Origin of the sequence: Vibrio sp. 10N.222.51.C5 (genome assembly GCF_041474575.1) — a bacterium.
GTDB lineage: Bacteria > Pseudomonadota > Gammaproteobacteria > Enterobacterales > Vibrionaceae > Vibrio > Vibrio crassostreae_C.
Map to the genome: position 1 here is coordinate 1 of NZ_JBFRUJ010000014.1, position 25,878 is coordinate 25,878.

General features: G+C 45.8%; 23 protein-coding genes and 1 riboswitch. Of the genes, 12 read left to right on the forward strand and 11 right to left on the reverse strand.

Annotation, left to right across the window (positions count from 1 at the left end; genetic code table 11):
• Positions 1 to 135: 135 nt before the first annotated feature.
• The 8 genes from AB4558_RS04930 (at position 136) to thiH (ending at position 8,400) form a co-directional block, all read left to right on the forward strand.
• Positions 136 to 1,518, forward strand: a complete 1,383-nt coding sequence (locus tag AB4558_RS04930) for a multicopper oxidase family protein (protein WP_372074383.1) — start codon at positions 136 to 138, stop codon at positions 1,516 to 1,518.
• Between the two features lie 100 nt (positions 1,519 to 1,618).
• Positions 1,619 to 2,002: a fluoride efflux transporter CrcB gene (crcB, locus tag AB4558_RS04935; protein ID WP_004736665.1), complete on the forward strand. Its 384-nt coding sequence runs from the start codon at positions 1,619 to 1,621 to the stop codon at positions 2,000 to 2,002.
• Between the two features lie 62 nt (positions 2,003 to 2,064).
• Positions 2,065 to 2,163: riboswitch (TPP riboswitch) on the forward strand.
• Between the two features lie 130 nt (positions 2,164 to 2,293).
• Positions 2,294 to 4,243 (forward strand): phosphomethylpyrimidine synthase ThiC, encoded by a 1,950-nt coding sequence (gene thiC / locus AB4558_RS04940; RefSeq protein ID WP_372074380.1) that lies wholly within the window; start codon positions 2,294 to 2,296, stop codon positions 4,241 to 4,243.
• The gene (locus AB4558_RS04945) at positions 4,243 to 5,535 is read left to right on the forward strand and encodes a thiamine phosphate synthase (protein ID WP_017061314.1); all 1,293 of its coding nucleotides are present in this window, start codon (positions 4,243 to 4,245) and stop codon (positions 5,533 to 5,535) included. The genes thiC and AB4558_RS04945 overlap by 1 nt, the downstream gene beginning before the upstream one ends.
• Positions 5,525 to 6,307: a ThiF family adenylyltransferase gene (locus AB4558_RS04950; protein ID WP_372074378.1), complete on the forward strand. Its 783-nt coding sequence runs from the start codon at positions 5,525 to 5,527 to the stop codon at positions 6,305 to 6,307. Before AB4558_RS04945 ends, AB4558_RS04950 begins: the two co-directional genes overlap by 11 nt.
• On the forward strand, positions 6,304 to 6,513 hold the full coding sequence (gene thiS, locus AB4558_RS04955) for a sulfur carrier protein ThiS (RefSeq protein ID WP_017061316.1): 210 nt from the start codon (positions 6,304 to 6,306) through the stop codon (positions 6,511 to 6,513). Before AB4558_RS04950 ends, thiS begins: the two co-directional genes overlap by 4 nt.
• A gap of 2 nt (positions 6,514 to 6,515) precedes the next feature.
• Entirely contained in the window at positions 6,516 to 7,280 is a 765-nt protein-coding gene (locus AB4558_RS04960; RefSeq protein WP_017067772.1) for a thiazole synthase, read from the forward strand.
• A gap of 7 nt (positions 7,281 to 7,287) precedes the next feature.
• Positions 7,288 to 8,400 (forward strand): 2-iminoacetate synthase ThiH, encoded by a 1,113-nt coding sequence (gene thiH / locus AB4558_RS04965; protein ID WP_372074376.1) that lies wholly within the window; start codon positions 7,288 to 7,290, stop codon positions 8,398 to 8,400.
• A 114-nt stretch (positions 8,401 to 8,514) separates the two neighbouring features.
• Here the strand turns inward: thiH and AB4558_RS04970 are convergent, their stop codons facing one another.
• Together AB4558_RS04970 and AB4558_RS04975 are read right to left on the reverse strand one after the other, a co-directional pair.
• On the reverse strand, positions 8,515 to 10,305 hold the full coding sequence (locus AB4558_RS04970) for an aminopeptidase P family protein (protein WP_102393433.1): 1,791 nt from the start codon (positions 10,303 to 10,305) through the stop codon (positions 8,515 to 8,517).
• A gap of 122 nt (positions 10,306 to 10,427) precedes the next feature.
• The gene (locus AB4558_RS04975; RefSeq protein WP_004736656.1) at positions 10,428 to 11,369 is read right to left on the reverse strand and encodes a LysR substrate-binding domain-containing protein; all 942 of its coding nucleotides are present in this window, start codon (positions 11,367 to 11,369) and stop codon (positions 10,428 to 10,430) included.
• A 101-nt stretch (positions 11,370 to 11,470) separates the two neighbouring features.
• On the opposite strand from AB4558_RS04975, the gene AB4558_RS04980 reads away from it, so the two are divergent.
• Positions 11,471 to 12,670, forward strand: coding sequence for a multidrug effflux MFS transporter (locus tag AB4558_RS04980; protein WP_029235524.1), 1,200 nt, complete (start codon positions 11,471 to 11,473; stop codon positions 12,668 to 12,670).
• A gap of 102 nt (positions 12,671 to 12,772) precedes the next feature.
• Positions 12,773 to 13,054, forward strand: coding sequence for a hypothetical protein (locus AB4558_RS04985; RefSeq protein WP_009848181.1), 282 nt, complete (start codon positions 12,773 to 12,775; stop codon positions 13,052 to 13,054).
• Positions 13,055 to 13,153: 99 nt separating this feature from the next.
• On the opposite strand, the gene AB4558_RS04990 is transcribed toward AB4558_RS04985, so the two are convergent.
• The 4 genes from AB4558_RS04990 to AB4558_RS05005 form a co-directional block, all read right to left on the reverse strand.
• On the reverse strand, positions 13,154 to 13,612 hold the full coding sequence (locus AB4558_RS04990) for a DoxX family protein (protein ID WP_372074372.1): 459 nt from the start codon (positions 13,610 to 13,612) through the stop codon (positions 13,154 to 13,156).
• 1 nt (position 13,613) lies between these two features.
• Entirely contained in the window at positions 13,614 to 14,381 is a 768-nt protein-coding gene (locus AB4558_RS04995; RefSeq protein WP_017061323.1) for a DNA-binding domain-containing protein, read from the reverse strand.
• Entirely contained in the window at positions 14,378 to 15,238 is an 861-nt protein-coding gene (locus tag AB4558_RS05000) for a DUF692 domain-containing protein (RefSeq protein WP_372158225.1), read from the reverse strand. The genes AB4558_RS04995 and AB4558_RS05000 overlap by 4 nt, the downstream gene beginning before the upstream one ends.
• A gap of 64 nt (positions 15,239 to 15,302) precedes the next feature.
• Positions 15,303 to 15,563: a DUF2282 domain-containing protein gene (locus AB4558_RS05005; RefSeq protein WP_004736650.1), complete on the reverse strand. Its 261-nt coding sequence runs from the start codon at positions 15,561 to 15,563 to the stop codon at positions 15,303 to 15,305.
• 264 nt (positions 15,564 to 15,827) lie between these two features.
• Here AB4558_RS05005 and uvrD point away from each other — a divergent pair, with 264 nt between their 5' ends.
• On the forward strand, positions 15,828 to 18,002 hold the full coding sequence (gene uvrD / locus AB4558_RS05010; RefSeq protein WP_017061325.1) for a DNA helicase II: 2,175 nt from the start codon (positions 15,828 to 15,830) through the stop codon (positions 18,000 to 18,002).
• 171 nt (positions 18,003 to 18,173) lie between these two features.
• Here uvrD and tpx read toward each other — a convergent pair whose 3' ends face one another.
• The 5 genes from tpx to rarD all read right to left on the reverse strand — a co-directional run bounded on the left by tpx (position 18,174) and on the right by rarD (position 23,854).
• On the reverse strand, positions 18,174 to 18,671 hold the full coding sequence (gene tpx, locus AB4558_RS05015) for a thiol peroxidase (RefSeq protein ID WP_048613238.1): 498 nt from the start codon (positions 18,669 to 18,671) through the stop codon (positions 18,174 to 18,176).
• A gap of 783 nt (positions 18,672 to 19,454) precedes the next feature.
• A complete protein-coding gene (ggt, locus tag AB4558_RS05020) occupies positions 19,455 to 21,212 on the reverse strand; it encodes a gamma-glutamyltransferase (protein ID WP_372074369.1) in 1,758 nt (585 codons plus the stop codon).
• 91 nt (positions 21,213 to 21,303) lie between these two features.
• Positions 21,304 to 21,966, reverse strand: a complete 663-nt coding sequence (locus tag AB4558_RS05025) for a LysE family translocator (protein ID WP_102393439.1) — start codon at positions 21,964 to 21,966, stop codon at positions 21,304 to 21,306.
• A 98-nt stretch (positions 21,967 to 22,064) separates the two neighbouring features.
• A complete protein-coding gene (locus AB4558_RS05030; RefSeq protein ID WP_372074367.1) occupies positions 22,065 to 22,859 on the reverse strand; it encodes an AraC family transcriptional regulator in 795 nt (264 codons plus the stop codon).
• 80 nt (positions 22,860 to 22,939) lie between these two features.
• Positions 22,940 to 23,854 (reverse strand): EamA family transporter RarD, encoded by a 915-nt coding sequence (rarD, locus tag AB4558_RS05035; protein WP_372055715.1) that lies wholly within the window; start codon positions 23,852 to 23,854, stop codon positions 22,940 to 22,942.
• A gap of 179 nt (positions 23,855 to 24,033) precedes the next feature.
• Between rarD and recQ the strand changes: the two genes are divergently transcribed.
• Positions 24,034 to 25,872 (forward strand): ATP-dependent DNA helicase RecQ, encoded by a 1,839-nt coding sequence (recQ, locus tag AB4558_RS05040; RefSeq protein WP_372158231.1) that lies wholly within the window; start codon positions 24,034 to 24,036, stop codon positions 25,870 to 25,872.
• Positions 25,873 to 25,878 lie beyond the last annotated feature (6 nt).

Consider the following 25,878-nt stretch of genomic DNA (forward strand, 5'->3'; position numbering starts at 1 on the left):
TACTTTAATTGGTATAAGTGCTTACTTATCCCAGTCTCTTTTATAAACAACCAACAGCACAAACTACGCTTCTTTATGAGAACTGTTCTCAATATTTTGTTAAATTTTAGTCGTTATTACTAAAAGGCAACAAATATGGATATTTCCCGTCGTAAGTTTATTCAATCATCTCTCGCTATATCAGCACTCACTGTTCTACCCGCTTGCTCAATTAACCGGTCAGTTGATGAGCAAGGAAAGTATGTTTATGACTTAACTGCAGAACCTTCAATGGCTGAGTTAGTCGCGGGGTTTGATACCAATGTTTTAGCCTTTAATGGACAGATTCCAGCTCCGACGATTCGATGTCGACAGGGTGAAAAGGTCACAATTCGTTTTACGAATAAGCTATCAGAGCCGACGACTATTCATTGGCATGGCTTAAGAATTCCTATCGAAATGGATGGAGTTGCCTTTTTAAGTCAGCCACCAATCATGCCAGGTGAAACATTCATTTATGAGTTTACGCCGCCAGAGGCCGGCACATTTTGGTATCACCCACATATGAATAGCGTTAAACAACTTGGGATGGGGTTGGTTGGTCTTATTATCGTAGAAGAAAGCACTCCCGTGCAGTTTGACGAAGAACACGCATTGATGCTTAAACATTGGCATATCGACAAGCAAGGTCAATGGAAAGACTTAATGATTCCCCGACTCAGTGCTCGTATGGGCACTCCTGGTGAGTGGAGTAGTGTTAATGGAGTTCATGAACCCGTATACCAATTAAAGCAGCACGCAACGACTCGACTGCGGATTGCCAATGTCGATAATACGATCACTTATCCTATTGCTATCGAAGGGGCTGAGGCATGGGTGATTGCCATTGATGGTAACCCTGTGAAAATGCCTTACAAACTGACTCAACATAAAATTGGTCCAGGGATGCGTGTTGATATCGGACTGATTGCTCCTAAAGCTGGTGAGCGAGTTAACGTTCTCCAAATGAAGGGGCGTTTCCCTTTTTCTTTGTGTGAATTTGAAGTCGTAGATTCAGCATTTACTCAAGAGCGAGTGTTACCATTATTACCATTGAATCCAGTACCTAACCTAGATCTTGCTAATGCTGAAGAGATCGATTTTGTGTTCGAGTGGGAGGGTGCAGTTTCACCTGTATCTAAAGATGGTAAATCGATGCCTAAATTTTGGCTTACTAATAAACGAGCATGGGAGGGGATGAGCAAAGATAATATCCCTGAGCCGTTGGCGACTTTAGATCTAGGTAATACTTACATATTCGATCTTAAGAACGTCACTCAATATCATCACCCGATTCATATTCATGGTCATACATTCACTGTATTGGAACTTGATGGTAAAAAAATTGAAGAACCTTTCCACACCGATACCGTGTTACTTGGAAAAAACGGCCGAGCTAAAGCTGCATTTGTTGCGGATAACCCTGGCCGCTGGATGTACCACTGTCATGTTATAGAACACATGAAAACGGGTTTAATGGGATATATTGAAGTTAAGTGACACCTGTAACGTTTAATATTTGCGCATGCATTCTTAGTTTCTACCCTCGCTTTTATCGGCGGTAAAGCTAGAATATAGGGACTATTGTTTGGGAGGATTCATGGGTCAGTTATCTATTTTAGGTTTTATTGCCATTGGTGGCGCATTTGGTGCTTGTTCGCGTTATTTGATTTCAGAGTTATGTGTGGTGATGCTAGGGCGTGGTTTTCCTTATGGTACGCTGACTGTTAACGTAATTGGTTCTTTAATTATGGGGTTACTTATCGCAGCGTTTGAGAATGAAATGGTTGCGACAGAACCATGGAGGCAGATCATCGGTCTTGGTTTCCTTGGAGCCCTGACGACATTTTCTACGTTTTCGATGGATAACGTGCTTCTTATGCAGCAGGGTGCGTTCTTCAAGATGGGGCTCAATGTACTGCTCAATGTGGTTCTCAGTATTTCAGCCGCATGGATCGGCTTCCAACTTCTGATAAAGTCTTAAAACTTTCTTACGATTTGTTAACAACTCGGCTTGGTTTATCCAAGCCGTTTTTATATACTCGATCGTACTTGTCGGAGTGCCATATGGCTGAGACCGTTAACTCGGGATCCGTTGAACCTGATCAGGCTAATACCTGCGAAGGGAACAAGAGTAGATATCTAACTAGAATCCTTCTAGAGATCTATCTCCAGATCACAACTGCATTTTCTTGCTGTGATCCCTCTTGTAGCATCTTATCCGTCAAGCATTTTTATCCCTATAAATAATGGCTAAAAGCCAAGGAAAAATGCTATGTCGAGTCGTAAACAAGCAAGACTGGAAGCGACGAATTTCATTGATTCTTTATCTGTACAACCTTATCCAAACTCAAAAAAAGCTTACATTCAAGGGTCTCGAGCGGACATTCAAGTCCCTGTCCGAGAAATATCCCTCGCAGATAGCCTTGTTGGTGGCAGCAAAAAAGAGCCTGTATTCGAACCTAATGAGCCAATTCATGTCTACGACACCTCAGGTGTTTATACCGATCCTACGCATGAAATAGACCTTTATAGTGGCCTTCCTAAGTTGCGAGAGCAATGGATTGAAGAGCGTGGTGATACGGAATTGCTCGATGATGTAAGCTCTGTTTACACCAAAGAACGTTTAGAAGATGAAACCCTAGACGACCTTCGTTACGGAAACCTGCCTCGAATTCGTCGCGCTACTGGCGACCAATGTGTAACTCAACTGCATTATGCTCGTCAGGGAATTATCACTCCTGAGATGGAGTACATTGCGATACGTGAGAACATGGGGCGTCAGAAGTTCGCTGATGAACAGCTTAATCACCAACACCCAGGCCATAACTTTGGCGCAAACCTGCCAAAAGAAATTACCCCTGAGTTCGTGCGTAAAGAGGTCGCTGAAGGCCGAGCTATCATCCCTTCAAACATCAACCACCCAGAATCAGAACCTATGATTATTGGCCGAAACTTCTTAGTGAAAGTGAACGCCAATATCGGTAACTCTTCTGTAAGCTCTTCGATTGAAGAAGAAGTTGAGAAGCTAGTATGGTCGACTCGCTGGGGCGGCGATACCGTAATGGATCTTTCTACTGGCCGTAATATCCACGAGACTCGTGAATGGATCCTACGTAATAGCCCAGTGCCGATTGGTACGGTTCCTATGTATCAGGCGCTTGAGAAAGTGAATGGCGTAGCCGAAGACCTTAACTGGGAAGTGATGCGCGATACTTTGATTGAACAAGCGGAGCAGGGCGTTGATTACTTCACTATCCATGCTGGTTTGCTTCTTCGTTATGTTCCTATGACGGCTAAGCGTGTGACAGGTATTGTTTCTCGTGGTGGCTCTATTATCGCGAAATGGTGTCTTGCACATCACCAAGAAAGCTTCCTATACACACACTTCCGCGAGATCTGTGAGATCTGTGCGAAGTACGATGTGGCTTTGTCACTAGGTGACGGCCTACGTCCTGGCTCTATTGCAGATGCCAATGATGAGGCTCAGTTCTCGGAGTTACGTACTCTAGGTGAGTTAACTAAAGTGGCTTGGGAATACGATGTTCAGGTGATCATTGAAGGTCCTGGACATGTACCTATGCATCTTATTAAAGAGAACATGGATGAGCAGTTAGAGCACTGCCATGAAGCGCCTTTCTATACGTTAGGCCCGCTGACCACTGATATTGCACCGGGTTATGACCACATTACCTCTGGTATTGGCGCGGCGATGATTGGTTGGTACGGCTGTGCGATGCTTTGTTATGTAACACCTAAAGAGCATTTGGGCTTACCAAATAAAGAAGATGTGAAGACTGGCTTGATTACTTACAAGCTGGCAGCACATGCAGCAGACTTGGCAAAAGGGCATCCGGGCGCACAAATCCGAGATAATGCATTATCTAAAGCTCGTTTTGAATTCCGTTGGGAAGACCAATTTAATCTAGCTTTAGATCCAGAAACAGCCCGTTCTTTCCACGATGAAACCCTGCCACAAGAATCGGGCAAGGTTGCTCACTTCTGCTCTATGTGTGGACCTAAATTCTGTTCAATGAAGATCTCTCAAGAAGTTCGAGAGTACGCGAAAGACACTGAACAAGTGGCTGCTGATCAGGCTATCGAGATTAAGATGCTTGATAATCCGTTGGAAGGGATGCGTCAGAAATCACAAGAGTTCCGTGATACTGGCTCTGAACTTTATCACCCAGCAGTAGGCGCAAAAGAAGCTCAATTAGAGGAATAATGACAGTGAAGATTCTTATCCCATCTCAAAATATTGAGCTAACGGGAGAGGTGCAAAGCTGTCTATTGGTTGCTAAGCGACAAGGCTTGGCAACCGATGCAGTTGAGTTGGGTGTAAGCCCAACTCAATGCTTCTCTATCGTTGATGCTCAGCAAGCGTTATCTATTGGTTTTGCTCATGATGTTGATTCATTGGCGGAGTGTCGCTCAAGTGAGCTTGATCATATCGTTTATTACAGTCATTCAGTGGCGCTAGCTGGTGTCCGCGATGCCTTGGCACAAACTCCGAATACCATCTATATCGGTGTCTTAGATGACTCAGCTGCATTGGATATCTGGTCACAGCTAGATTCTAATCGTGCTATCAAGAGTGAAACTCCAGCTCATCAGGAGTTAGATAGTCGTGGCCACTTTGCTTGGTTACTTACTTTGTTGGCGTTGGAATTCCCATTAGAAGATGCACTGGTTTTAGCTCGCGCAGCATCTAGTGTTTCACGTGGAACATGGCCAGCAAACTATCAAAACTTTCCTATTCCCGTTCTCGAAGATGAGCGACTGGATATTAGTGTTGGTTGGGCGCACCAAGGAACATCACTGTCGTTCCCGGAATTGAGTAAGAGTAGCCTAGGACTATACCCAGTGGTTGATGATGTTGAGTGGATCGAAAGGCTGCTCAAGCTTGGAATTAACACAGTTCAACTGCGTATTAAGAACCCACAGCAAGCAGATTTAGAACAACAAATCGCGCGATCTATCGAACTCGGTAGAGAGCACAACGCTCAGGTTTTTATCAATGACTATTGGCAATTGGCACTTAAGCATGATGCTTTTGGTGTTCATTTGGGGCAAGAGGACATCGAAGAATCCAACCTATCTCAACTGAGCCAAGCTGGTATTAAGATCGGTCTATCGACTCATGGTTATTACGAGTTGCTACGCATTGTGCAAATCAACCCAAGCTATATTGCGCTGGGGCATATATTCCCAACCACCACTAAGCAGATGCCATCGAAGCCTCAAGGACTTGTGCGTTTATCTCTCTATCAGCAGCTGATTGATACTATCCCATACACAGAAGAACTCACCGGTTATCCGACAGTTGCGATTGGTGGAATTGACCAGTCGACGGCCGCACAGGTGTGGAGTTGTGGGGTATCGAGCCTTGCTGTTGTACGTGCGATTACGTTAGCCGAAGACCCAAAACAAGTGATTGAGTTCTTCGAAGCATTAATGGCTGACCGTTCTTCAGGTGCTGCTAAAGAGGTAACTCAGGAGCTAAGTCATGCTGAATGATTTCGAATTCATTCGTTATCAACGACAACTCGCACTTCCTGAAGTGGGTGAGCAAGGGCAACGCAATCTATTAGATAGCCATGTATTGGTCATCGGTTGTGGTGGCTTAGGCAATGCTGCGGCTCTCTATCTTGCGGCTTCCGGTATCGGGAAAATCGTATTAGTTGATGATGATTGTGTGGATTCGTCTAACCTTCAACGACAAGTTGCGTTCAAGGAAAGCCAGTTAGGTTCGCCTAAGGTCGAAGCTCTGAAGCAAAAACTGACTGAGCTTAATGGTCGAAACCAAGTGAGAACCATCAATAGGCGAATGACTCAGAGCCAGCTTGAGCTTGAGGTGATGCTCGCTGATTTGGTGTTGGATTGTACTGACAACTTTGAGTCACGTCAGCAGGTTAACCAAGCATGTTTTGGTAGCAAGACACCTTTGGTTTCTGGTTCTGCGATCGGATGGAAAGGTCAGTTTATTGTCTTTGATTATCAGATGCAGAAAGGGTGCTATCACTGTTTGTTCCCGTTCAGTCATCATCCACAAACGACACGTTGTAGCGATAGCGGCATCATCGGCCCAGTTGTTGGCACCATAGGCAACCTCCAAGCACTGGCAGCGATTCAACGTATTAGCACTGGCGAGTTCCAGGTTGTAACACATCAGCTCAAACTGTTTGATGGTCAGACGATGAACTGGCAAAACTTAAGTGTCACTCAAGATAGTGAATGCCCCGTTTGCTGCACATCTACAGTTAACCATTTAGAAGAAGAAACCCAATGAGCAACATAACGATCTCTATCAATGAGCAACCAGAACAGGTTGCACAATCGTCGTCTCTAGCGGATATCATCCAAGCGCTTTCACTACCCGATCTGGGTTGTGTCTTTGCTATCAATAATGCGGTTGTCCCGCGTAGTCAGTGGCAACAAAGGGTCGTCAATGAAGGCGATGCTATTTCTCTTTTCCAAGCTATTGCAGGAGGCTAACTATGTTAACTATCGCAGATAAAACATTTCAATCACGACTCTTTACTGGAACGGGCAAGTTCGCGAATAAACATTTAATGGCGAGTGCTATCGAAGCTTCCGGTTCTCAACTGGCAACCATGGCGTTGAAGAGAGTTGATATTCGCTCTGAGCAAGATGATATTTTACAGCCCATCATTGATGCTGGCGTGAACTTGTTACCAAATACCTCCGGGGCGAAGAACGCGAAGGATGCCATCTTTGCTGCGCATTTGGCTCGCGAAGCGCTAGGCACAAACTGGCTCAAACTGGAAATTCACCCTGATCCAAAGTACTTGATGCCAGACCCAATTGAGACATTAAAAGCGGCTGAGCAACTGGTTAAAGATGGCTTTGTTGTGTTGCCTTACTGTCATGCTGACCCAGTGTTGTGTAAACGATTGGAAGAGGTGGGTTGTGCTGCGGTTATGCCGCTAGGTGCGCCGATTGGGTCGAACAAAGGTATTGCTTCGGCAGACTTCTTAGAGATCATTATCGACCAAGCGAACGTCCCTGTGATTGTTGACGCTGGTATTGGTGCGCCATCTCATGCTGCTCGTGCAATGGAAATGGGCGCGGATGCCGTGTTAGTTAATACTGCAATTGCGGCTTCTCAACAACCCGTTGATATGGCGATTGCTTTTAAACTGGCAGTTGAAGCTGGCCGTATGGCTTACCTTTCTGGTCTTGCTGGACAGGTGTCTCATGCGGTTGCTTCTAGTCCGCTAACTTCATTCCTAGACGAGTAGTGTCCTTATGACGTTTGTTGATCGATTTAAACAGCTCAACTGGGATGACATTGGTATGTCCATCTTCAGTAAAACGGCAGCGGATGTTGAGCGCGCTCTGAGTAAACCTAAACGCGACTTGGAAGACTTTAAGGCTCTTATCTCTCCGGCAGCAGAACCTTACTTAGAGCAGATGGCGCAACAATCGTTGGCACTCACACGCAAGCGATTCGGCAATACAATGTCGTTGTATATTCCATTTTACCTCTCAAACTTATGTGCGAATGCGTGCACGTATTGTGGTTTCTCAATGGAGAACCGCATTAAGCGTCGCACACTTACTTTAGATGAAATCGATGCTGAAAGTGCCGCTATCAAAAAGATGAAGTTTGATAGTGTATTGTTGGTGACTGGTGAACATGAAACCAAGGTCGGGATGAAGTACTTCCGTGAAGTGCTACCGAATATTAAGGCACAATTTAACTATCTTGCGATGGAAGTGCAGCCGCTTGATCAAGATGACTACGCAGAGCTTAAAACTCTCGGCTTAGATGCGGTGATGGTTTACCAAGAAACGTATAGCCCAAGTACCTACGCGGAACACCACTTGCGTGGCAATAAAATGGATTTTGAATACCGGCTCGAAACGCCCGATCGTTTGGCAAAAGCGGGTATTGATAAGATAGGTATTGGCGCTTTGATTGGCTTGGAAGATTGGCGTACCGACTGTTTCTTCGTGGCCGCTCACTTAGACTATCTTGAGCGTACTTATTGGCAAACACGTTACTCGATTTCATTCCCACGTCTTCGTCCGTGTGAGGGTGGTTTGCAGCCTAAATCGATTATGAGTGATAAACAGTTGGTTCAACTTATCTGTGCGTATCGCTTATTAAACCCTGAGGTTGAATTGTCTCTCTCGACTCGTGAGTCTGCAGCTTTCCGCGACAATGTGTTGCCATTGGGAATCACCAGTATGTCGGCTGCGTCTAAAACCCAGCCTGGTGGTTATGCTTCTGATGAAGAAGAACTCGAGCAATTTGAAATAAGTGATGCGCGAAGTGCTGCCGATGTTGAGTCAATGATTCGTCAACGTGGTTTTGATCCTGTGTGGCGAGACTGGCACAGTGCTTACTCTGGTTAGCGAACACACAGATTTATGTTCCACGTGAAACATCGACGAAGTTAAATCGACAAATAAAAACGGCTACCCTAAGGTAGCCGTTTTTCATTTCATTAAGTTTGAATTAGCTAAGCATTAAGCATGAGCAAGTGGAGTGGTTGATTGGCGTAACCATTCCAATGTATCACCTTCAACTAATGGGCTAACATCGTTCCATACTTTCTGGTGGTAATCATTAAGCCATGCAAGTTCAGGTCGTGTCAGTAAATCGACGTTGATGTTGCGCTTATCGATAGGGCAACGTGTTAGCGACTCAAACGTTAGTACTGAGAAGTCACCTTGAGTTGGCAGCTCAACCACCAGTTCTAGGTTTTCGATACGGATACCAAATTCATCTGCACGGTAGTAACCCGGCTCGTTTGATAACACCATGCCTTCAACAAGAGGTACATCGATTAGCTTCTTAGAGATGCTTTGCGGACCTTCATGAACACTTAGGAAATGACCAACACCGTGACCAGTACCGTGGTCGTAGTCGAAGCCTTCTGCCCATAAGTGTTGGCGAGCTAGAATATCAAGTTGGAAACCACGAGTACCCTGTGGGAAACGTGCACGCGCGATACCGATGTGACCTTTAAGCGCTAACGTGAACTGCTGGATCATTTCGTCGCTTGGCTGGCCAATCGCGATAGTTCGAGTGATGTCGGTTGTACCATCTAGGTACTGACCGCCTGAATCGACTAGGTAAAGAGTATTCATCTCTAACTGACCTGGTTCAGGTTGGTTCTCGTGGTTGTAGTGACACATTGCTGCGTTGCCGCCTGCTGCTGAAATCGTGTCAAAACTTAGGTCCATCAGCGTTGGGTCTTGTTCGCGGAATGATTGAACTTTGTCTGCTAGCACAGCTTCATTGTGCAGATTACCTTGCGTGACTTCTGCATCAATCCAAGATAGGAACTTCGCCATCGCAACACCATCACGAATGTGACACGCTTTCATGCCGGCAATTTCAGTTTCATTCTTTGCTGCTTTTGGCATTAGGCATGGGTCTGCTGCTTCAATGATATGAGCACCAGAGTTTTGTAGAACCAGCGTGTACCAAGCGTTACTGGTACCTGAATCGACAGATACATTTTTGCCTTCCAAAGATTGAAGGCGTGCTTCAAGCTCTGATGGGTGAGATACGCGAATACCATTGCCAACGTGTGCTTCAAAGCCCGTAGGAATACGAGCTGGGTCTAGGAAGAAGTCGACGCTTTCATCGGCGTGGATGATCGCATTGGATAACACAACAGGTAGGCGAGATACGTCCAAGCCGCGAATGTTAAGCAACCAACAGATCGAATCGAGTTCCGTAAGGATAGCGGCATCAGCACCTTTGGCTTTTAGTAAGCCAGCAATCTCCGCACGTTTGCTTTCACTTGATTGGCCTACTGCGTCTGTTGCCATTAAGCGAACATCAGACACGACAGGCTCAGGACGATCAGACCAAAGCTCATCAATTGGATTCGAAGATAGTGTTGTTAGTTCAACTTTCTCTGCCAGTTTAGCTTGAGCGCCTTTCAACCAAGCAGCAGTGTGCATGCGTGGGTCGAATGCAACCTTGCTGCCTTGTGCTAGAGAACTGGTGATCCAATCTAAAGCCGGCTCTTCAATAAGGTGGCGATACTCAAATAACTCTGCTGGTACCTGCTTACGAACTTGAACCGTGTAGCGACCATCAACAAAAATAGCAGCGTTCTCACGAGTGATAACTGCCGCACCAGCAGAGCCAGTGAAACCTGTTAACCAGTGAAGTCGCTCGTTATGAGCAGGAACGTATTCACCTAGATATTCGTCTTCATGTGGAATGATAACGGCATCTAGGTTGTTTGTTTCAAGCCAAGCTCGAACCGCAGCAACGCGTTCAGCAGTGATATTGTGCATCTGTGTTTATCCTTATTGTTAGGGTCCTTGTTAACACTCACAGTCGATATACATGCGAGGGGACTTATTAGGTCAATAAGCTAGCGCTTTTGTTCGTTTGCTGCAAACGCTGTACGCCATTTTTATCTAAGGTGCAGAGTTTTTTCTTTGATGATATCTCGTAGCCAAGTTAACGCTGGGTCATTTTCTCTGTCACGGTGCCAAAACAGAGTGTATGCCATCGGTGGGAATTCCATCGGTAAAGGGACAACCACTAAGTCGAGTTGCTTGGCGACGAGGTAAGTAAAGTGGCTTGGTGCAGTAAACACAAAGTCGGTGTAGGTACATAGGCTTGCGGCGCTATTGAAGTCTGGAACAGAAATAGCGATATCTCGCTGATGACCAAGATCAGCTAGTTTGTAGTCGAGCAGCCATCGATCGTTCCCATCACATCTTACTTGTACATGACGCTGCGCAAGGTAGGTTCCCAAATCCCATTTACCACTTAGAGCAGGGTGGTTACGCCTTAATACACACATCTGTGCATCACGGTAGATCTCTTGTTCGCAGATGTCGTCTGGCGGCAGCATGGTTAAGCGCGCGTCGTTGATGTCGATGTCTTTGCCTGTGAGTCCGATATCTAACTCACCAAGCTGTAGCTTCTTAAAGGTTTGCTCGGTCCACGCGTGGGTGTTGATATTGACCTTAGGCGCTTGTCGAAATATTGCTGGTAAGAAGTGCGGAAGAATAAGTGGGTAAACGCTCTCAACAGCCGCAATGTGAAAACTGTGGTCACTGTTGTTGGGAATGAAGGTCTCTGGTTGGGTGAGCACATCAAGTTGGTTGATCAGCGTTTCTAATCGAGGTTTGAGAAAGACCGCCTTTGGTGTTGGTCGCAGACCATGAGCACTTCGCGTGAAAAGGGGATCATTAAATTGCTCACGAAGTTTGGCCAATGACTTACTAACCGCTGACTGGCTTAGGCACAATCGGTGGGCGGTGCGAGTCACACTTAGCTCTTCCATCAGCACCTGCAAGCAAACTAATAGATTGAGGTCGAGGCGCGATAGTTTCTCAATATTCATATGAGTTTCCTATTTGGAATAATGCTAATGAGTATATGCCATTTTTGTTCATATCTTTAGTTGGTTATTATGCACCTAAATTAACTCATTCGGAGAATCTTGTGCCTTCTAACGCGCTTCCAACCCCTAGTAAACTGCAGGTTGCTTTATTGGCAATGTTGGTTTTATTTAGCCCTCTGGCTATTGATATCTACCTACCAGCTCTGCCACAAATTTCGACAGCGTTTCACGTGGAACATGCACTAGCACAAGATACGATTACCTGGTTTTTATTCGCCATGGGTGTCGGGCAATTATTTGCTGGCCCTTTGGCTGATAAGCTAGGACGTCGAACCGTTGCATTGGGAGGTGTTAGTATCTATGCATTGAGTGCTTGCTTGGCGTGGGCAGCTCAATCGATTGATATGATGCTAATGGCTCGGCTGCTACAAGGCTTAGGAGCTTGTGCGACTTCTGTAGCAGCCTTTGCAACGGTTCGCGATCTATTTGGCCCAGAGAAGAGTGGCCGTATGATCAGCTACCTTAATGGTGCAATCTGTTTTATTCCTGCTTTGGCACCCATTCTTGGCGCTTGGTTAACACATCAATTTGGTTGGCGCTCGAACTTTAGCTTTATGGCAGGCTTTGCTGTCGTTGTTGGCACTATCTTATTCTTCCAAATGAAAGAGTCTAACCCTGCGACAGAAAAGGTTGCGGTATTCAAGCTTGAGCGATACTGGTCAGTATTGAAAACACCATCATTCCTTTTCCACGCAACCTTGTGTCTGATGGCGATGGCGGTTATCCTCGCTTATGTAACCTCTGCACCAGTTGTGTTGATGGAAAACCTAGGCCTGACCATGAAAGAGTTTACTTTCTGGTTTGGTGTTAATGCGGCCATCAACATTGCAGCTGCGTTTACTGCACCTAAATTTATGGACCGTTTTGGTACCTATAAAGCACTGGTGGTTGGTATCTCGACGCTGGGCTTAGCGGGTGTGATTATGTTGGTGCTTGCTGAGCACGCTACTCCAATCGCGTTCATGCTACCGATCTTCTTATCGTCAGTTGGCTTTGCTTGGATTCTTGGTGCTGCGGCAGGTAAAGCTCTAGAACCTTTCGGTGACCGTGCGGGTACAGCTGCTGCGCTGCTTGGCTTGTTCCAAATGAGCGGTTCAGGGCTTCTTGTGGGTACCATGCAACGTCTTGATTTAACGTCGCAAGTGATGATTGCTCTGCAAATGTTCCTGATTGTTCCTGCGTTATTAGTGCTTGCGAGCAAAGCGGGTAAGTCTTGGCACACGACGTTTGCTAAGGCATAAGTTACAAGGGTGACAAAATATACAAATGGCGGTTTTCGAAACGTTAAAACATGGTATATTTGTCACTCATTGAAACGTTAGTCCCCAACGGAAAATACTGTAATGTCATTAACAACCTACGAAATGGCGCGCGTCTTAGAACAAATGGAAGATGCACCTGAAAAGGTCATGTTTGGTAAACTGCTTAAAGAGCTAGGCAACCAAAGTGAAGAGCGTATTCGCAGTGCGGCAAAACAAGTTCCAATCGATACTTTGCGAGATATCATTTACCAATTTCAGCGTGTGGTAGAGTCTCGTAAGGGTGAGCAGGTTCAGCTATTAGCAAAAGAGCTAGCCGAGCAAGGCATCTCTGCTGAAGAGCTACAAGCTTTTCTAAATAAGTAAGCTTATCCCAGTTAAAAAAGAAACCACTCAATTGAGTGGTTTCTTGCGTTTGGGCTGTAGCATTTAGCTTTAGCAGTTCAAAAGAGGTGAAAACTTATTTTAATTCCTGAACTGCGCTTTCAAAATTCGATCAAGTGAGAATGGCCCGGCGCCCCACACGACAACGATAAGAATCATTAACCCCCAAAGCTGATGATCGTAGAAGCCTTGATCCCACAATACAGGGTAAGACACGACAGCAATGATATTGAAAACGAACAACACCGCAGCCATAGGTCGTGTTAATAAACCGAGCGCTAAAAACATCGGTAGAATTAACTCAGCGGCAGTGCCCATGTAAGCAGCCAATTCCCAAGGTAGCAGTGGCACTTGGTATTCCAATTCAAACAAGTAAAGCGTGCTATCCCAAGTAGCTATCTTGGTGAGTCCAGAATTAAAGAATACCCACGCCACCCAAAGGCGACAAAATAGTAGAAGCACTGGAACAAAAAGTGCCTGTGATTTCTCAATCAAACTGTCGTATTGAGCCATCATGTTCGTGACTGTGTTGTTATCCATGTTATGCCTCCAATTCGGCATTGATTGAAAAACCTGAGATGACGTTTAGCGCCATAACAGTATTCAGATGTTGTAGTAATAAAGGATCGATTGCTGAGAGTGTTCGACCTGATTGCAATTCAGTGAGGAGTTGGTGGCTCTCTTCACTCAAACTATGGCTCTCAACCTGTGAATTCTCAGCTCGGATTAACACCCCAAATTCAGCTTGGTTGATGTCTAGCCCATCAAGTTGCTGCTGATAGATGGCGTGTTCAAGCGCGATAATCGTGTAACTAGAATGAATCAGTGTTATTGAATCTTTGAGATGAAAGACTAAAGCGCCTTGTTGCTCTTGTGGTACATCTGCAAGGCAAGAAAGAGGTCTCTGGTCGACATGTGCTTGTGACGAAAACCTTACCAAGCTATCTTTCTGCCATTCATACAAAGCCACTTCACCGAGATAAGGTGCAGCCTCAATAACGGCAGGAAAGGCTTGGATAGTCTGTTCAAAGTGCTCACCGTAACCACTGACATCACCAGAGGTCGATGGATAATGTAAGACATGTTGACGAGCCATCTGTTGGAAGCACTCTTCACCAACCAACATTTCAGTGAGTGGGTAGGTTGCTGCCAGAACTTCGCTCAAGCTGATCACAAAGTTATTACGGTAAATCTGGATGCGTTGTTCATCGGTAAAATGGTCGCTCACTATGTCGCAGTACTCACCATTGTTTTGATAGCGTAGGGCGTTAGCAAACTCCAATTGAACCTCTGCTAGGGAGTGGCTCATGAGGCGCGACTCCTTTGGTTGAACTTGTCGTGTTGATACAAGATATCACTGGCTTTGGTTGCTTCAGCCAATAAAACTTGTGGCTCTGGGATATCGAGATCCCACTCAATCAAGGTATGGCGCAAACCATGTTGTGCAACCCAGTCAGTGTAGAGTTTCCACACTTCGTCACAGACAGGTTTACTGTGTGTGTCTATCCAGATCTCACCTTGTTCAAGCTTCTTTTTGGTAAAACCTGCCAAGTGAATCTCTTCAACTTTGTCTGCTGGTATTCCGTTTAAGTACTCTTCACAACTAAAGCCATGATTAAAAGATGAGACGAAAATATTATTGAAATCGAGCAGTAGGCGACACTCAGTACGCTTTTGTACCTCAGCCAAAAACTCCCACTCAGGAATAGTAGAATGCTTGAAGGATAGGTAGCTCGATGGGTTCTCAATCAACATCGGGCGTTGCAAGCTGTCTTGAACCTCGATGACATTACGACCGAAGACTTCCAATGCTTCTTCTGTGTAAGGCAGCGGTAGCAAGTCATTGAAGTAATGACCACCTGTCTGACTCCAACTGAGATGATCAGAAACCAAGAAGGGTTCGATATCATCAATGAGCTCTTTTAATTGCACAAGATGATGTTGATTGATGCGCTCAACAGAACCTAGCGACAACCCAACACCGTGACAACTGATGTTGTGTGCGTGACGAATTTCTCTGAGTTGTTGTCGTTGCGGTGATTGAGCTAAGAAGTAGTTCTCGCTGTGAACTTCTAACCAACTTACTAAGGCTGGATTTTGGCTAAAGAAGTCCAAGTGCGGTGTTCTAAGGCCAACCCCTGCGTAGGGGTGAAGAGTTTGAGTCACAACGATTCTCCTAACAAGAAGTGGAGGTGAGCTGAATGTCAGCTCACCATACTAAGCAGCTCAATTATGATGATTGAGTGTTACCACCTGATAATTTGCCACATAGCCCTTTAGGTACGACTACGAACGCATCGGATTGGTTGTCTTCTTTTGCTGTACCCGCACATGAGCTTGTTTTGGTTGCACAATCATTTTGGCCAGCTTTTGCCACGCCGTAGCATTTTTCTTTTGCTGCTGCTTCCGCAGGTGCTGATGTAAGAACTGCACCGCCGAACGCTAGTACACTTGTGATTGCAGCTGTAACAGCAAGATTAGAATTTTTCATAGTCATTCCCTCTAGGACTTAATAGTATTTTCATATCGCAGGTTAATGGATTGTTAACTTGCTTACTAAAAAGGATTGGAACAACCGGGAAATAATTTCACGGTATTATAAAAATTATCAATATTAATGATGTTTCATCTCTTAAGTTATTGAATTAATGATGTTAATTTTTGATTGTTTTTTCTTCTTATTATCCTAAACGCAGCCTAGTGTTTAGGTTATAATCAACTTTTATGTATAAATACCCAGTAGTGAGCATATCCAATGATAGATCCTTCGCTTTTACTCGATGGCCTAAACGATAAACAACGTGAGGCGGTCGCGGCACCTTTAGAAAACCTACTTATTCTGGCAGGTGCAGGCAGTGGTAAAACGCGAGTGTTGGTGCATCGTATTGCTTGGCTGCAAAGCGTAGAGCAAGCATCGCCGTTCTCTATTATGTCGGTTACCTTCACCAACAAAGCGGCAGCAGAGATGCGTGGTCGTATTGAAGAGTTGATGATGGGTAGTTCGTCAGGCATGTGGAACGGCACCTTCCATGGTATCTGTCACCGCATCCTTCGTGCTCACTACCTAGATGCAAAACTGCCAGAAGATTTCCAGATCATTGATTCTGATGATCAGATTCGTTTGCTACGCCGCTTAATCAAGGCGCAAAACCTCGATGAAAAGCAGTGGCCTGCTAAGCAAGCTTCTTGGTGGATCAATGGCAAGAAAGACGAGGGGTTACGCCCAAGTCATATTGACGCCTACCATGATCCAATAACTCAAACGTGGTTAAAGATCTATTCTGCTTACCAAGAAGCATGTGACCGTGCTGGTTTGGTCGACTTTGCGGAAATCTTGCTGAGATCGCATGAACTATTACGCGATAAGAAACACATTCGAGAGCATTACCAAGCACGCTTTAAGCATATCCTTGTCGATGAATTCCAAGATACCAACAACATCCAATACGCTTGGCTTCGGATGATGGCTGGCCCAGATTGTCGCGTGATGATCGTAGGTGATGATGACCAATCTATCTATGGTTGGCGTGGTGCGAAGATCGAAAATATTCAGAAGTTCTTGGATGAATTCCCAGGAGCTTCGACGGTTCGACTTGAACAAAACTACCGTTCAACTAAAACCATTCTGCAGGCGTCGAACGAGCTTATCTCGAACAACACCGAACGTATGGGTAAAGAGCTGTGGACCGATGGTAACGATGGCGAGCCAATCTCTGTGTACTCAGCTTATAACGAGCTAGATGAAGCACGTTTCACGGTCAGCAAAATCAAAGAGTGGCAAGAGAAAGGCGGTGCGTTAGAAGATACCGCGATGCTTTATCGTAATAACGCCCAATCTCGTGTTCTTGAAGAAGCTTTGATCCAAGGTGGTCTACCTTACCGAATCTACGGCGGCATGCGATTCTTCGAGCGTCAAGAAATCAGAGACGCCTTGAGCTACATGCGCCTCATGAGCAACCGCAGTAATGATGCCGCGTTTGAACGTGTGGTTAATACGCCAACGCGTGGCTTGGGTGATAAAACGTTAGAAACGATTCGTCTTGCTGCTCGTGATCGTGGTGCAACCATGTGGGAAGCCAGTGTTGCTTTGATAGAAGAGCAAGTGCTACCCGGTCGTGCTGCGGGCGCATTAAGTCGTTTTATCGAGCTGATTAATGCGCTTGAAGATGACACGTTGGAACTTAGCCTGCATGAACAAACCGACCACGTGATTAAATCGTCGGGTCTGTTTGCTATGTACGAGCAAGAGAAGGGTGAGAAGTCGAAGGCACGTATCGAGAACTTGGAAGAATTGGTAACGGCAACGCGTCAGTTTGAAAAACCAGAAGAAGCGGATGAAATGAGCATGCTAACAGCATTCTTAACTCATGCGGCTTTGGAAGCGGGCGAAGGCCAAGCTGATGAGTTTGATGATGCGGTTCAGTTAATGACTCTGCACAGCGCTAAAGGCCTAGAGTTCCCGATGGTCTTCATGGTGGGTGTGGAAGAGGGTATGTTCCCAAGCCAGATGTCTGCAGAAGAAGCAGGGCGCTTAGAAGAAGAGCGTCGCCTGTGTTACGTAGGCATGACGCGTGCGATGGAGAAGCTTTACATCACTTACGCTGAGATGCGTCGTTTGTACGGTCAGGACAAGTACCACAAACCATCACGCTTTATTCGTGAACTACCAGAAACCTGTCTGGATGAGGTTCGTATGAAAGCGCAAGTGAGCCGTCCTGCAAGCAGCGGTCGCTTTAGCCAAACGGCCGTGAAAGAGAATTTCAACGAAACAGGCTTTAGTTTGGGTTCTCGCGTTAAGCACCCTAAGTTTGGTGAAGGCACTATCATCAACTTCGAGGGAAGTGGCCCGCAGAGCCGAGTTCAAGTCGCGTTTAACGGTGAAGGCATCAAGTGGTTAGTAACGGCTTATGCTCGTTTAGAACAGTTGTAATCTGCTACTTCAGCATGTAGAAAACAGTTCGATATCTGAAACTATTCAGCATTGAAAAGTAATCCGTATAAAAACAGAAAGAGCAGCTAATGGCTGCTCTTTTTTTATTGCTCGATACCGACCTAAATTAGGTTAATACGAGCTGAAGACATTGTTGCCTCAAAGTGAGACTTACAGTGCTGCAAGTGCCGCTTCGTAGTTTGGTTCTTCAGTGATCTCTGCAACCAACTCGCTGTGTGTCACCACACCTTTTTCATCAACAACGACAACTGCACGTGTTGTTAGGCCTGATAGTGGGCCTTCAGCGATCGCTACGCCGTAGTCTGATGCGAATGCAGGAGAACGGAAAGTCGAAGCGTGTTGAACGCCTTCAATGCCTTCTAGTTCGCAGAAGCGACCCGCAGCAAATGGTAGGTCAGCAGAAATACAAACAACAACCGTGTTCTCAAGTTCTGCCGCTTTTGCGTTGAACGTACGTACGCTCGTTGCACAAGTTGCTGTGTCGATGCTTGGGAAGATGTTTAGAACCACTTTCTTGCCTTCAAGAGAAGCAAGAGTCAGTTCAGAAAGATCGCCTGCAGCAAGTGCAAAGCTTGGTGCTTGTTCGCCAGTTTGTGGGAATGTGCCTGTTAGCGGTACAGCAGCGCCTTTGAAGGTAACGTGTGACATGAATTGTCCTTAGTTTAATTATGGTTATGAAACTAGTTGAGCCTAGTTCGACTTACGTTACTCTGAAGTGGTTAAGAAGTGAATGCTTTAAATGTCCGAATTGTAATCAAAGGTCTTTGATTTACTTGATTGAGAGAGGGATAAGTGAAGCGACAGATAAAGAAAAACCCCGAGAGCTTGCGCTCATCGGGGTCTATAGTCTTACTCGCAGCAATCCGGCTACTAAGTGTGCTCCATGCATCAAATCCATGATAGTGTGCTGTTATCCTTCAGCGTATTCCTTTCGTCGCCTTCCTAGCGGTGTCCTTGATCTTATCCTGATCTGCCAACAATCCTCGTTAGCGCGCGTCACTTGTTCCTTGAGCGGTGTCCTTGACATCATCCTGATGTTCAGTCCTTTCCTCGTCCAGAGGTGTCCATTGTCTTTCCTTAGTAGCAACCATCCTAGTTACTATTGCGTCCATTCAATGTCCATTTCGCTATCCATGCCGATTATTCATCCTGAGTAATCGAATCTTCATCCTGAAGATAACCAAGTCCTTGGCGTTTCCTGTTCCGTGTCAGCATCCTTCCGACACCATCCATACTACCGATTCCTTATTTATCAGCAATGGTGCATAAGCGAATTTCTATATAATTATTTGAACGATAAATGTACGTTTTGTTTTATTTCAATTGGTTATGATATCTTAGTGCTTAAATTCGCAGTTAAATATCGATATTTACTCACTGCCTTGTAAGAGATCTCGCACAAAGCAGGGAGTAAAAAGGGAGTATTTTCCCTTACTGGCCGATGGCAGCACCTTCACGACGAGGGTCTGCTGCACCTTCTAGACCATCTTTTGTGATGCGAATGGCGTGTAAACCCGAGTTAAGATCGCGAATGTTAACTTCAAATCCCATCTTTTCGAGCTCAGGTTTAAAGTTTTCCGCCGATGTTCCTTTTTCCAGATCTAGCGTGCCGAAGCGGTTTAGGAAGTGCGGTTGGTTGATCGCTTGCTGGATATCCATGTCCCATTGGGTATGAGCAATGATCGCTTGTGCTACATAACCTATGATACGGCTACCACCCGGAGAACCAATCGCCATGTAAGGCTGATCGTCTTGCATGATGATGGTCGGTGCCATTGAAGAGCGTGGACGCTTACCTGGCTCAAGTCGGTTTGCGATAGGTTTGCCATCGTTGTGGGTCTTGAACGAGAAGTCGGTCAGTTCGTTATTCAATAGGAAGCCTCTCACCATCAAGCGTGAGCCAAAAGCGTTCTCAATGGTGGTGGTCATCGATACGACATTGCCATCGCTATCGACAATATTGAAGTGGCTGGTGGACGGTAGTTCAATAGATACATCTTGGCTGCGCAGCATTGCGTGATCCCATGGCGGGGTGCCTGATGGCGCACTCTCTAGTGCCTTGCCTACGGTAATTAACTGGGCACGTTCCTGCAAATAGTCAGCATTCACTAACCCTTGAGTCGGCATTGGTACGTAATCTTGATCTGCCATGTACATACCACGGTCTGCAAAGGCCAAACGAGAAGCGTCTGCTAACACTTGCCAAGATTTCGCATCGTTTGATCCCCAGGATTTGAGGTCAAACTGCTCGGTCATCGCTAAGATCTGGCCAACGGTTAACGCGCCTGAACTTGGCGGTCCCATACCACAGATATCGTAGCTCTCATAAGCAGAACAAACTGGTTCGCGTTGTTTGATTGAATAGGCGTCGAAGTCTTTTTGTGTCAATACACCCGGATTGCCTTTGGCGGTTTGTACCGTGTTGATGATGTCGGCAGAAATCTCACCTTGGTAAAATGCCTTAGCACCATCCTTTGAAATTGCATTCAGTGTTGCAGCATATTCTGGGTTCTTAAGTAGTGTACCAGCGGTTTTTGGGCTGCCATCGGCATTAAAGAAGTAGGCTTTGGTTGTGGCAAAACGGCTTAGTCGTTCTTGGTCGTTTTCAATCAAGGTGGCCAAACGTGGGCTGATGGTAAAACCTTTCTCAGCGAGTTGGGCAATAGGTTTGATCAGTGATGCCCATTCTAACTTGCCGTATTTCTGGTGAGTATCCCACAATAGTTGGACTGTGCCCGGTGTTGCCACAGAGCGACCACCAACCACGGCATCATAAAACTTAAGCGGTTGACCGTTTTCGTCTTGGAATAGACGAGGTGTAGCATCAAGTGGTGCGGTTTCACGACCATCGTAGGTTTTAAGTTGTTTGTCTTTTCCATCAAAATAAACAAGGAAGGCGCCACCGCCAATACCTGACGATTGCGGCTCTACTAAGCCAAGCATCAGCTGCACAGCAACCATCGCATCAATAGCATTACCACCACGAGCCAGTACATCGGCACCCGCTTGGGTTGCCAGAGGGTTGGCTGCGGTAACCATCCAGTCGTTAGCTTTTACGAGTTGCTTGGCTTCTAAACCACTACTTTGTTCGGGAGCGACGGAATCGGCAGCTTGATTTGCCCAACTGACGTGAGAGGCAAAAAGTAGGGTAGAAGTGGCGAGGGTTGTTAGTTTTGTTTTCCACTGCATGATCTTCTCCTTTTAATATGCAGAGCTAGATTGGCAGTGGAAAGATAAGATAGCCAGTACGTTGTTAACGAATTGTAATCTTGATTCGAATTTAAGCGATTAAACCGGACAGCGACTGCCAAAGAATACTCGCGCCAATCAGGCTGAATACGACGCCACATAAGCCATCGATGTATACCGTTGCTTCGCTCAGTTTCTTCTGTAGAGCCTTAGTCGAAAGCATCCACGCCAGTAGTGAAAACCAAAACAGAGACAGACCAAACAGGATGATAAGCGCAAAACCTTTACCTGATAGAGACATGTCGGCAGGCACTAAGCTCGACATCAAGCTGATAAAGAACACCAAAGCCTTTGGGTTGAGAATATTGGTCGCAAACCCTTTCGAAAATGCCTGACGCTTGTTGGTCAAAATAAGATCTTTGGCATTGATGGTATCGTCGTCATCGTCGTGGTTCTGAATGATTTGCCAGGTTGCTTTGAGGGCACCGTAGCCTAAGTACAGCAAGTAGCTACCGCCAGCCAATTGGATAATGGCAAATAGGGTTGGTTGCTGGTGGACTAGGTAACTGATTCCCGTCAGGCTCAGCAACGAATGCAGTAAGATCCCGCAAGATAAACCAAGCGCAATGTACAAGCCTGTTTGTCTGCCGTGGCGTGTCGCATTTTGCACGACTAACGCAAAGTCTGGGCCGGGGCTCATCAAAGCGATGAAATGGATAGAGGCGAGGGTGATCAGTATGGTGACTTCGTTCATGTCAGTTCTCAATAACGTTGCCGCTATTATTAAATAAGTAATCGTATTGAGCGTAGCTTACCGCGATTTGAAATCGAGCAATTGTAAATTATCAACACTTAGTTGATTTGTGAAGGTGGTACGCCGAATGTGGTTTTGAATGCTTTGGAGAAGTGTGCTTGATCATAGAAGCCTACTTGGTGCGCGACCTTAGTACCACAGATCCCAGATTTAATCAGGCGCATGCTCTGTTCCATACGCAAACGGCTCAGCCACGCGTAAGGGGTGATACCCATTCTGTTCTTAAAGTGGCGTTGGAATTGAGTTGTGGTTAAGCCGCACAGCTCAGACAGTTGTTCTAATCGCACTGGCTGATCCAAATTCGCCATCAAATAGTCTTTGAGTGTATCAATCGATTGATTGCCCAGTTTGATGTCACTCTTCGATCCAAATTTGGCATAACGATCGACGATCGTCGAGAATCCCTCGAATGGTAAGCAATCTTGAGCGAGTTGGCTGATGTTTTGAGTTATTAAAAGACGGTGTAGGTTACACAATTGTAAAAAAGCAGCTTGATCGGAGAGGATCAACTCTGAAAAGCCTAATGTGTGACCATTTTGCTTGGGATCGGCAAGATCTTGAAACCATTGGGGAGAAACTGCAAACACGCTGACTTGATAACCTGAATCGAGTTTGGAGTGCCCATCATGCAGCTCATCAGGTGGCATGATAACAACTTGGCCAGCTCCGACATGGTGACTCGCACCTTGATAGACAAACTTTTGTTGGCCTTTTGTTATTAAGCCAACGTGAAAGTCCAAATGATAGTGGCGCTGAAAGGCAAACTCTTGGTATTGAGCTTGGATCAGGCTGATATCTTCTGTTGGGGTAGAGTAGTAGTGGACTTTATCCATGGTACAAAAAAGCTTGGTTAAATAGTCATCAATTCAACCAAGTTTATCTTCGTCACTCGCAGTTGTCTTGTAAAAAACGATCAGTTCTTTTGTTTAGCTTGTTTGTTCTTCTTGTTGTTACTCAAACCATCAAAGCTGAATACCACTAATGCCCCCCAAATAAAGGCAAAGGTAACAGCTTTGTCTGACGTAAAGGCTTCACCATAAATCAGCACGGCCAATAAGAACATTAAGCTTGGACCGATGTACTGGAAGAAACCCAGTGTCGATAGTTTTAATCGCGTAGCTGCACCCGTAAAACACAGTAAAGGGATGGTTGTAATCACACCAGCAGCAACCAGTAATAGGTTGAGCTGCATCGGGTTCATTGATAAGTCTGAGGTTGGACTATCGGCAATAAACAGTAAGTACGTTGCAGCGAGAGGCAACATTACTAGGGTTTCAATGAACAAACCTGTTTGTGCCTCTAAGCTAACTTTCTTACGTAGCAAGCCGTAGAAACCAAAACTAAAGGCTAATGCGATAGCGACAATAGGAATTGAGCCAAAGGCTATCAATTGGATAAGGACTCCGACAGCCGCTAGCGCAACCGCACACCACTGTAGTCTGCGTAAACGTTCGCCAAGGAACAGCATCCCAAGCAAGACGTTAATCAGTGGGTTGATGTAATACCCTAAGCTGGCATCGAGCATATGATTGGAATTAACCGCCCAGATAAAAATGAGCCAATTGGCACCCACCAAGATCGAAGTCGCCACCAAATAAAGCATTTTTGGTTTTGAGGTTAAGGTGTCACGAACCTTGCGCCAGCTGCGGCCAATGTGCAGTAAGAAAGCGAGTAGGAAAAAAGACCATACTACACGGTGGCTGAGGATCTCTAACGGGGAAACGTCACTTAAAGATTTGAAATATATAGGGGCGATACCCCACATTGTGTAGGCGCCGACGGCAAGCAAAACTCCTTGGCGCGTACGTTGTTGTTCTTCCTGTGTCATGCATCTTTCTCTAGCACTGAGTGCTTATTAATAAGATTTATAAGAGAGTTGGTCAGTATAGGAGCGATAACCCTTTTCACCTAACAATTTGCGGTTTAATTCGCCAGCGTTCCCCTCTACAATGTGCGACTTGCTTGCCGAAGATGCTTGCTGATTTCATACCTCGATTAGGAACCACAATGACCGCCACTCTGATTGCTGAGCAAATACCAACTCCCGCGAATGATGCGCAAACCATCTTACAAGATGTGTTTGGCTATCAAAGCTTTCGCGATGGTCAGCAAGAGGTCATTGATTTGGCCGTTCAAGGCAAAGACAGCTTGGTGATTATGCCAACCGGTGGTGGTAAATCTCTGTGTTACCAAATCCCTGCTTTGGTTCGTGAAGGGCTGACTCTGGTTATCTCACCGCTGATCTCGTTGATGAAAGACCAAGTCGACCAATTGAAGGCCAATGGTGTTGCCGCTGAGTGTATTAACTCTTCAATGCCACGTGACCAATTGCTGAATGTGTTCAATCGTATGAACTCAGGTCAGCTGAAAATGGTGTATGTGTCACCAGAGCGTGTGTTGATGCGTGATTTTATCGAGCGTCTTCAAGGTTTACCGCTTTCGATGATTGCAGTCGATGAAGCGCACTGTATCTCTCAATGGGGTCACGACTTCCGCCCTGAATACGCATCATTAGGTCAGCTTAAACAGTATTTCCCGCATGTGCCTTACATGGCGCTCACAGCAACCGCTGATGATGCGACGCGCAAAGATATTATCTCGCGCTTACAGCTCCTGGACCCGCATACTTACTTAGGCAGCTTTGATCGCCCTAATATTCGCTACAACTTGGTTGAGAAGCACAAACCCGTGTCACAGGTGGTTCGCTACCTAGAAACACAAAAGGGCAATTGCGGCATCATCTACTGTGGTAGCCGTAAGAAAGTGGAGATGGTGACCGAGAAGCTGTGCAATAACGGTATTCGCGCCGCGGGTTATCACGCTGGTATGGACACCGATGAGCGTGCTTACGTTCAAGAAGCCTTTCAACGCGATGATATTCAGATCGTGGTCGCGACTGTGGCTTTCGGTATGGGCATCAACAAACCCAACGTACGTTTCGTGGTGCACTTTGATATCCCACGTAATATCGAGTCTTACTATCAAGAGACAGGCCGTGCAGGTCGTGATGGTTTGCCTGCTGAAGCGATGATGTTGTTTGACCCGGCTGATATGGGTTGGCTGCGTCGTATGCTAGACGAGAAAGAAGAAGGCCCACAGAAACAAGTTGAGATGCACAAGCTGAATGCGATGAGTGCCTTTGCTGAAGCGCAAACGTGTCGTCGTCAGGTTCTGCTTAACTATTTTGGCGAATATCGCGAGAAGCAATGTGGCAACTGCGATATCTGCTTAGATCCACCAAAACACTTTGACGCGACCCAAGAAGCACAGAAGGCGTTGTCTTGTGTGTACCGTGTGAATCAGTCATTTGGTATGGGCTACGTGGTCGAAGTAATGCGAGGCATGCAGAACATCCGTGTCCGCGATAATGGTCACGATAAGCTATCTACCTACGGTATTGGCCGCGATCACAGTCATGATTACTGGATCAGTATCTTCCGTCAGCTGATTCATAAAGGCTTGCTGTTCCAGAACATCACTCGTAACTCAACTTTACAGCTAACAGAAGAAGCCCGCCCGCTGCTGCGCGGTGAGATGTCTTTGGAATTGGCTGTTCCTCGTTTAGATACAGCGGTGCGTAATGCTAAGTCCGATAAGTTAAGCAGCAAGAATTACGATAAGAAGCTGTTTGCGAAACTGCGTAAGCTGCGTAAGTCGATTGCTGATGAAGATGGCTTGCCACCATATGTGGTATTCAGTGACGCGACCTTGATTGATATGGCTGAAATACTACCTACTTCATACGGAGAAATGCTGGCAGTCAACGGTGTCGGTCAACGTAAACTCGATAAGTACGCAGACCCATTCCTAGATCTGATTCAAGAACACATCACCACACACGGCTAGTTTGCG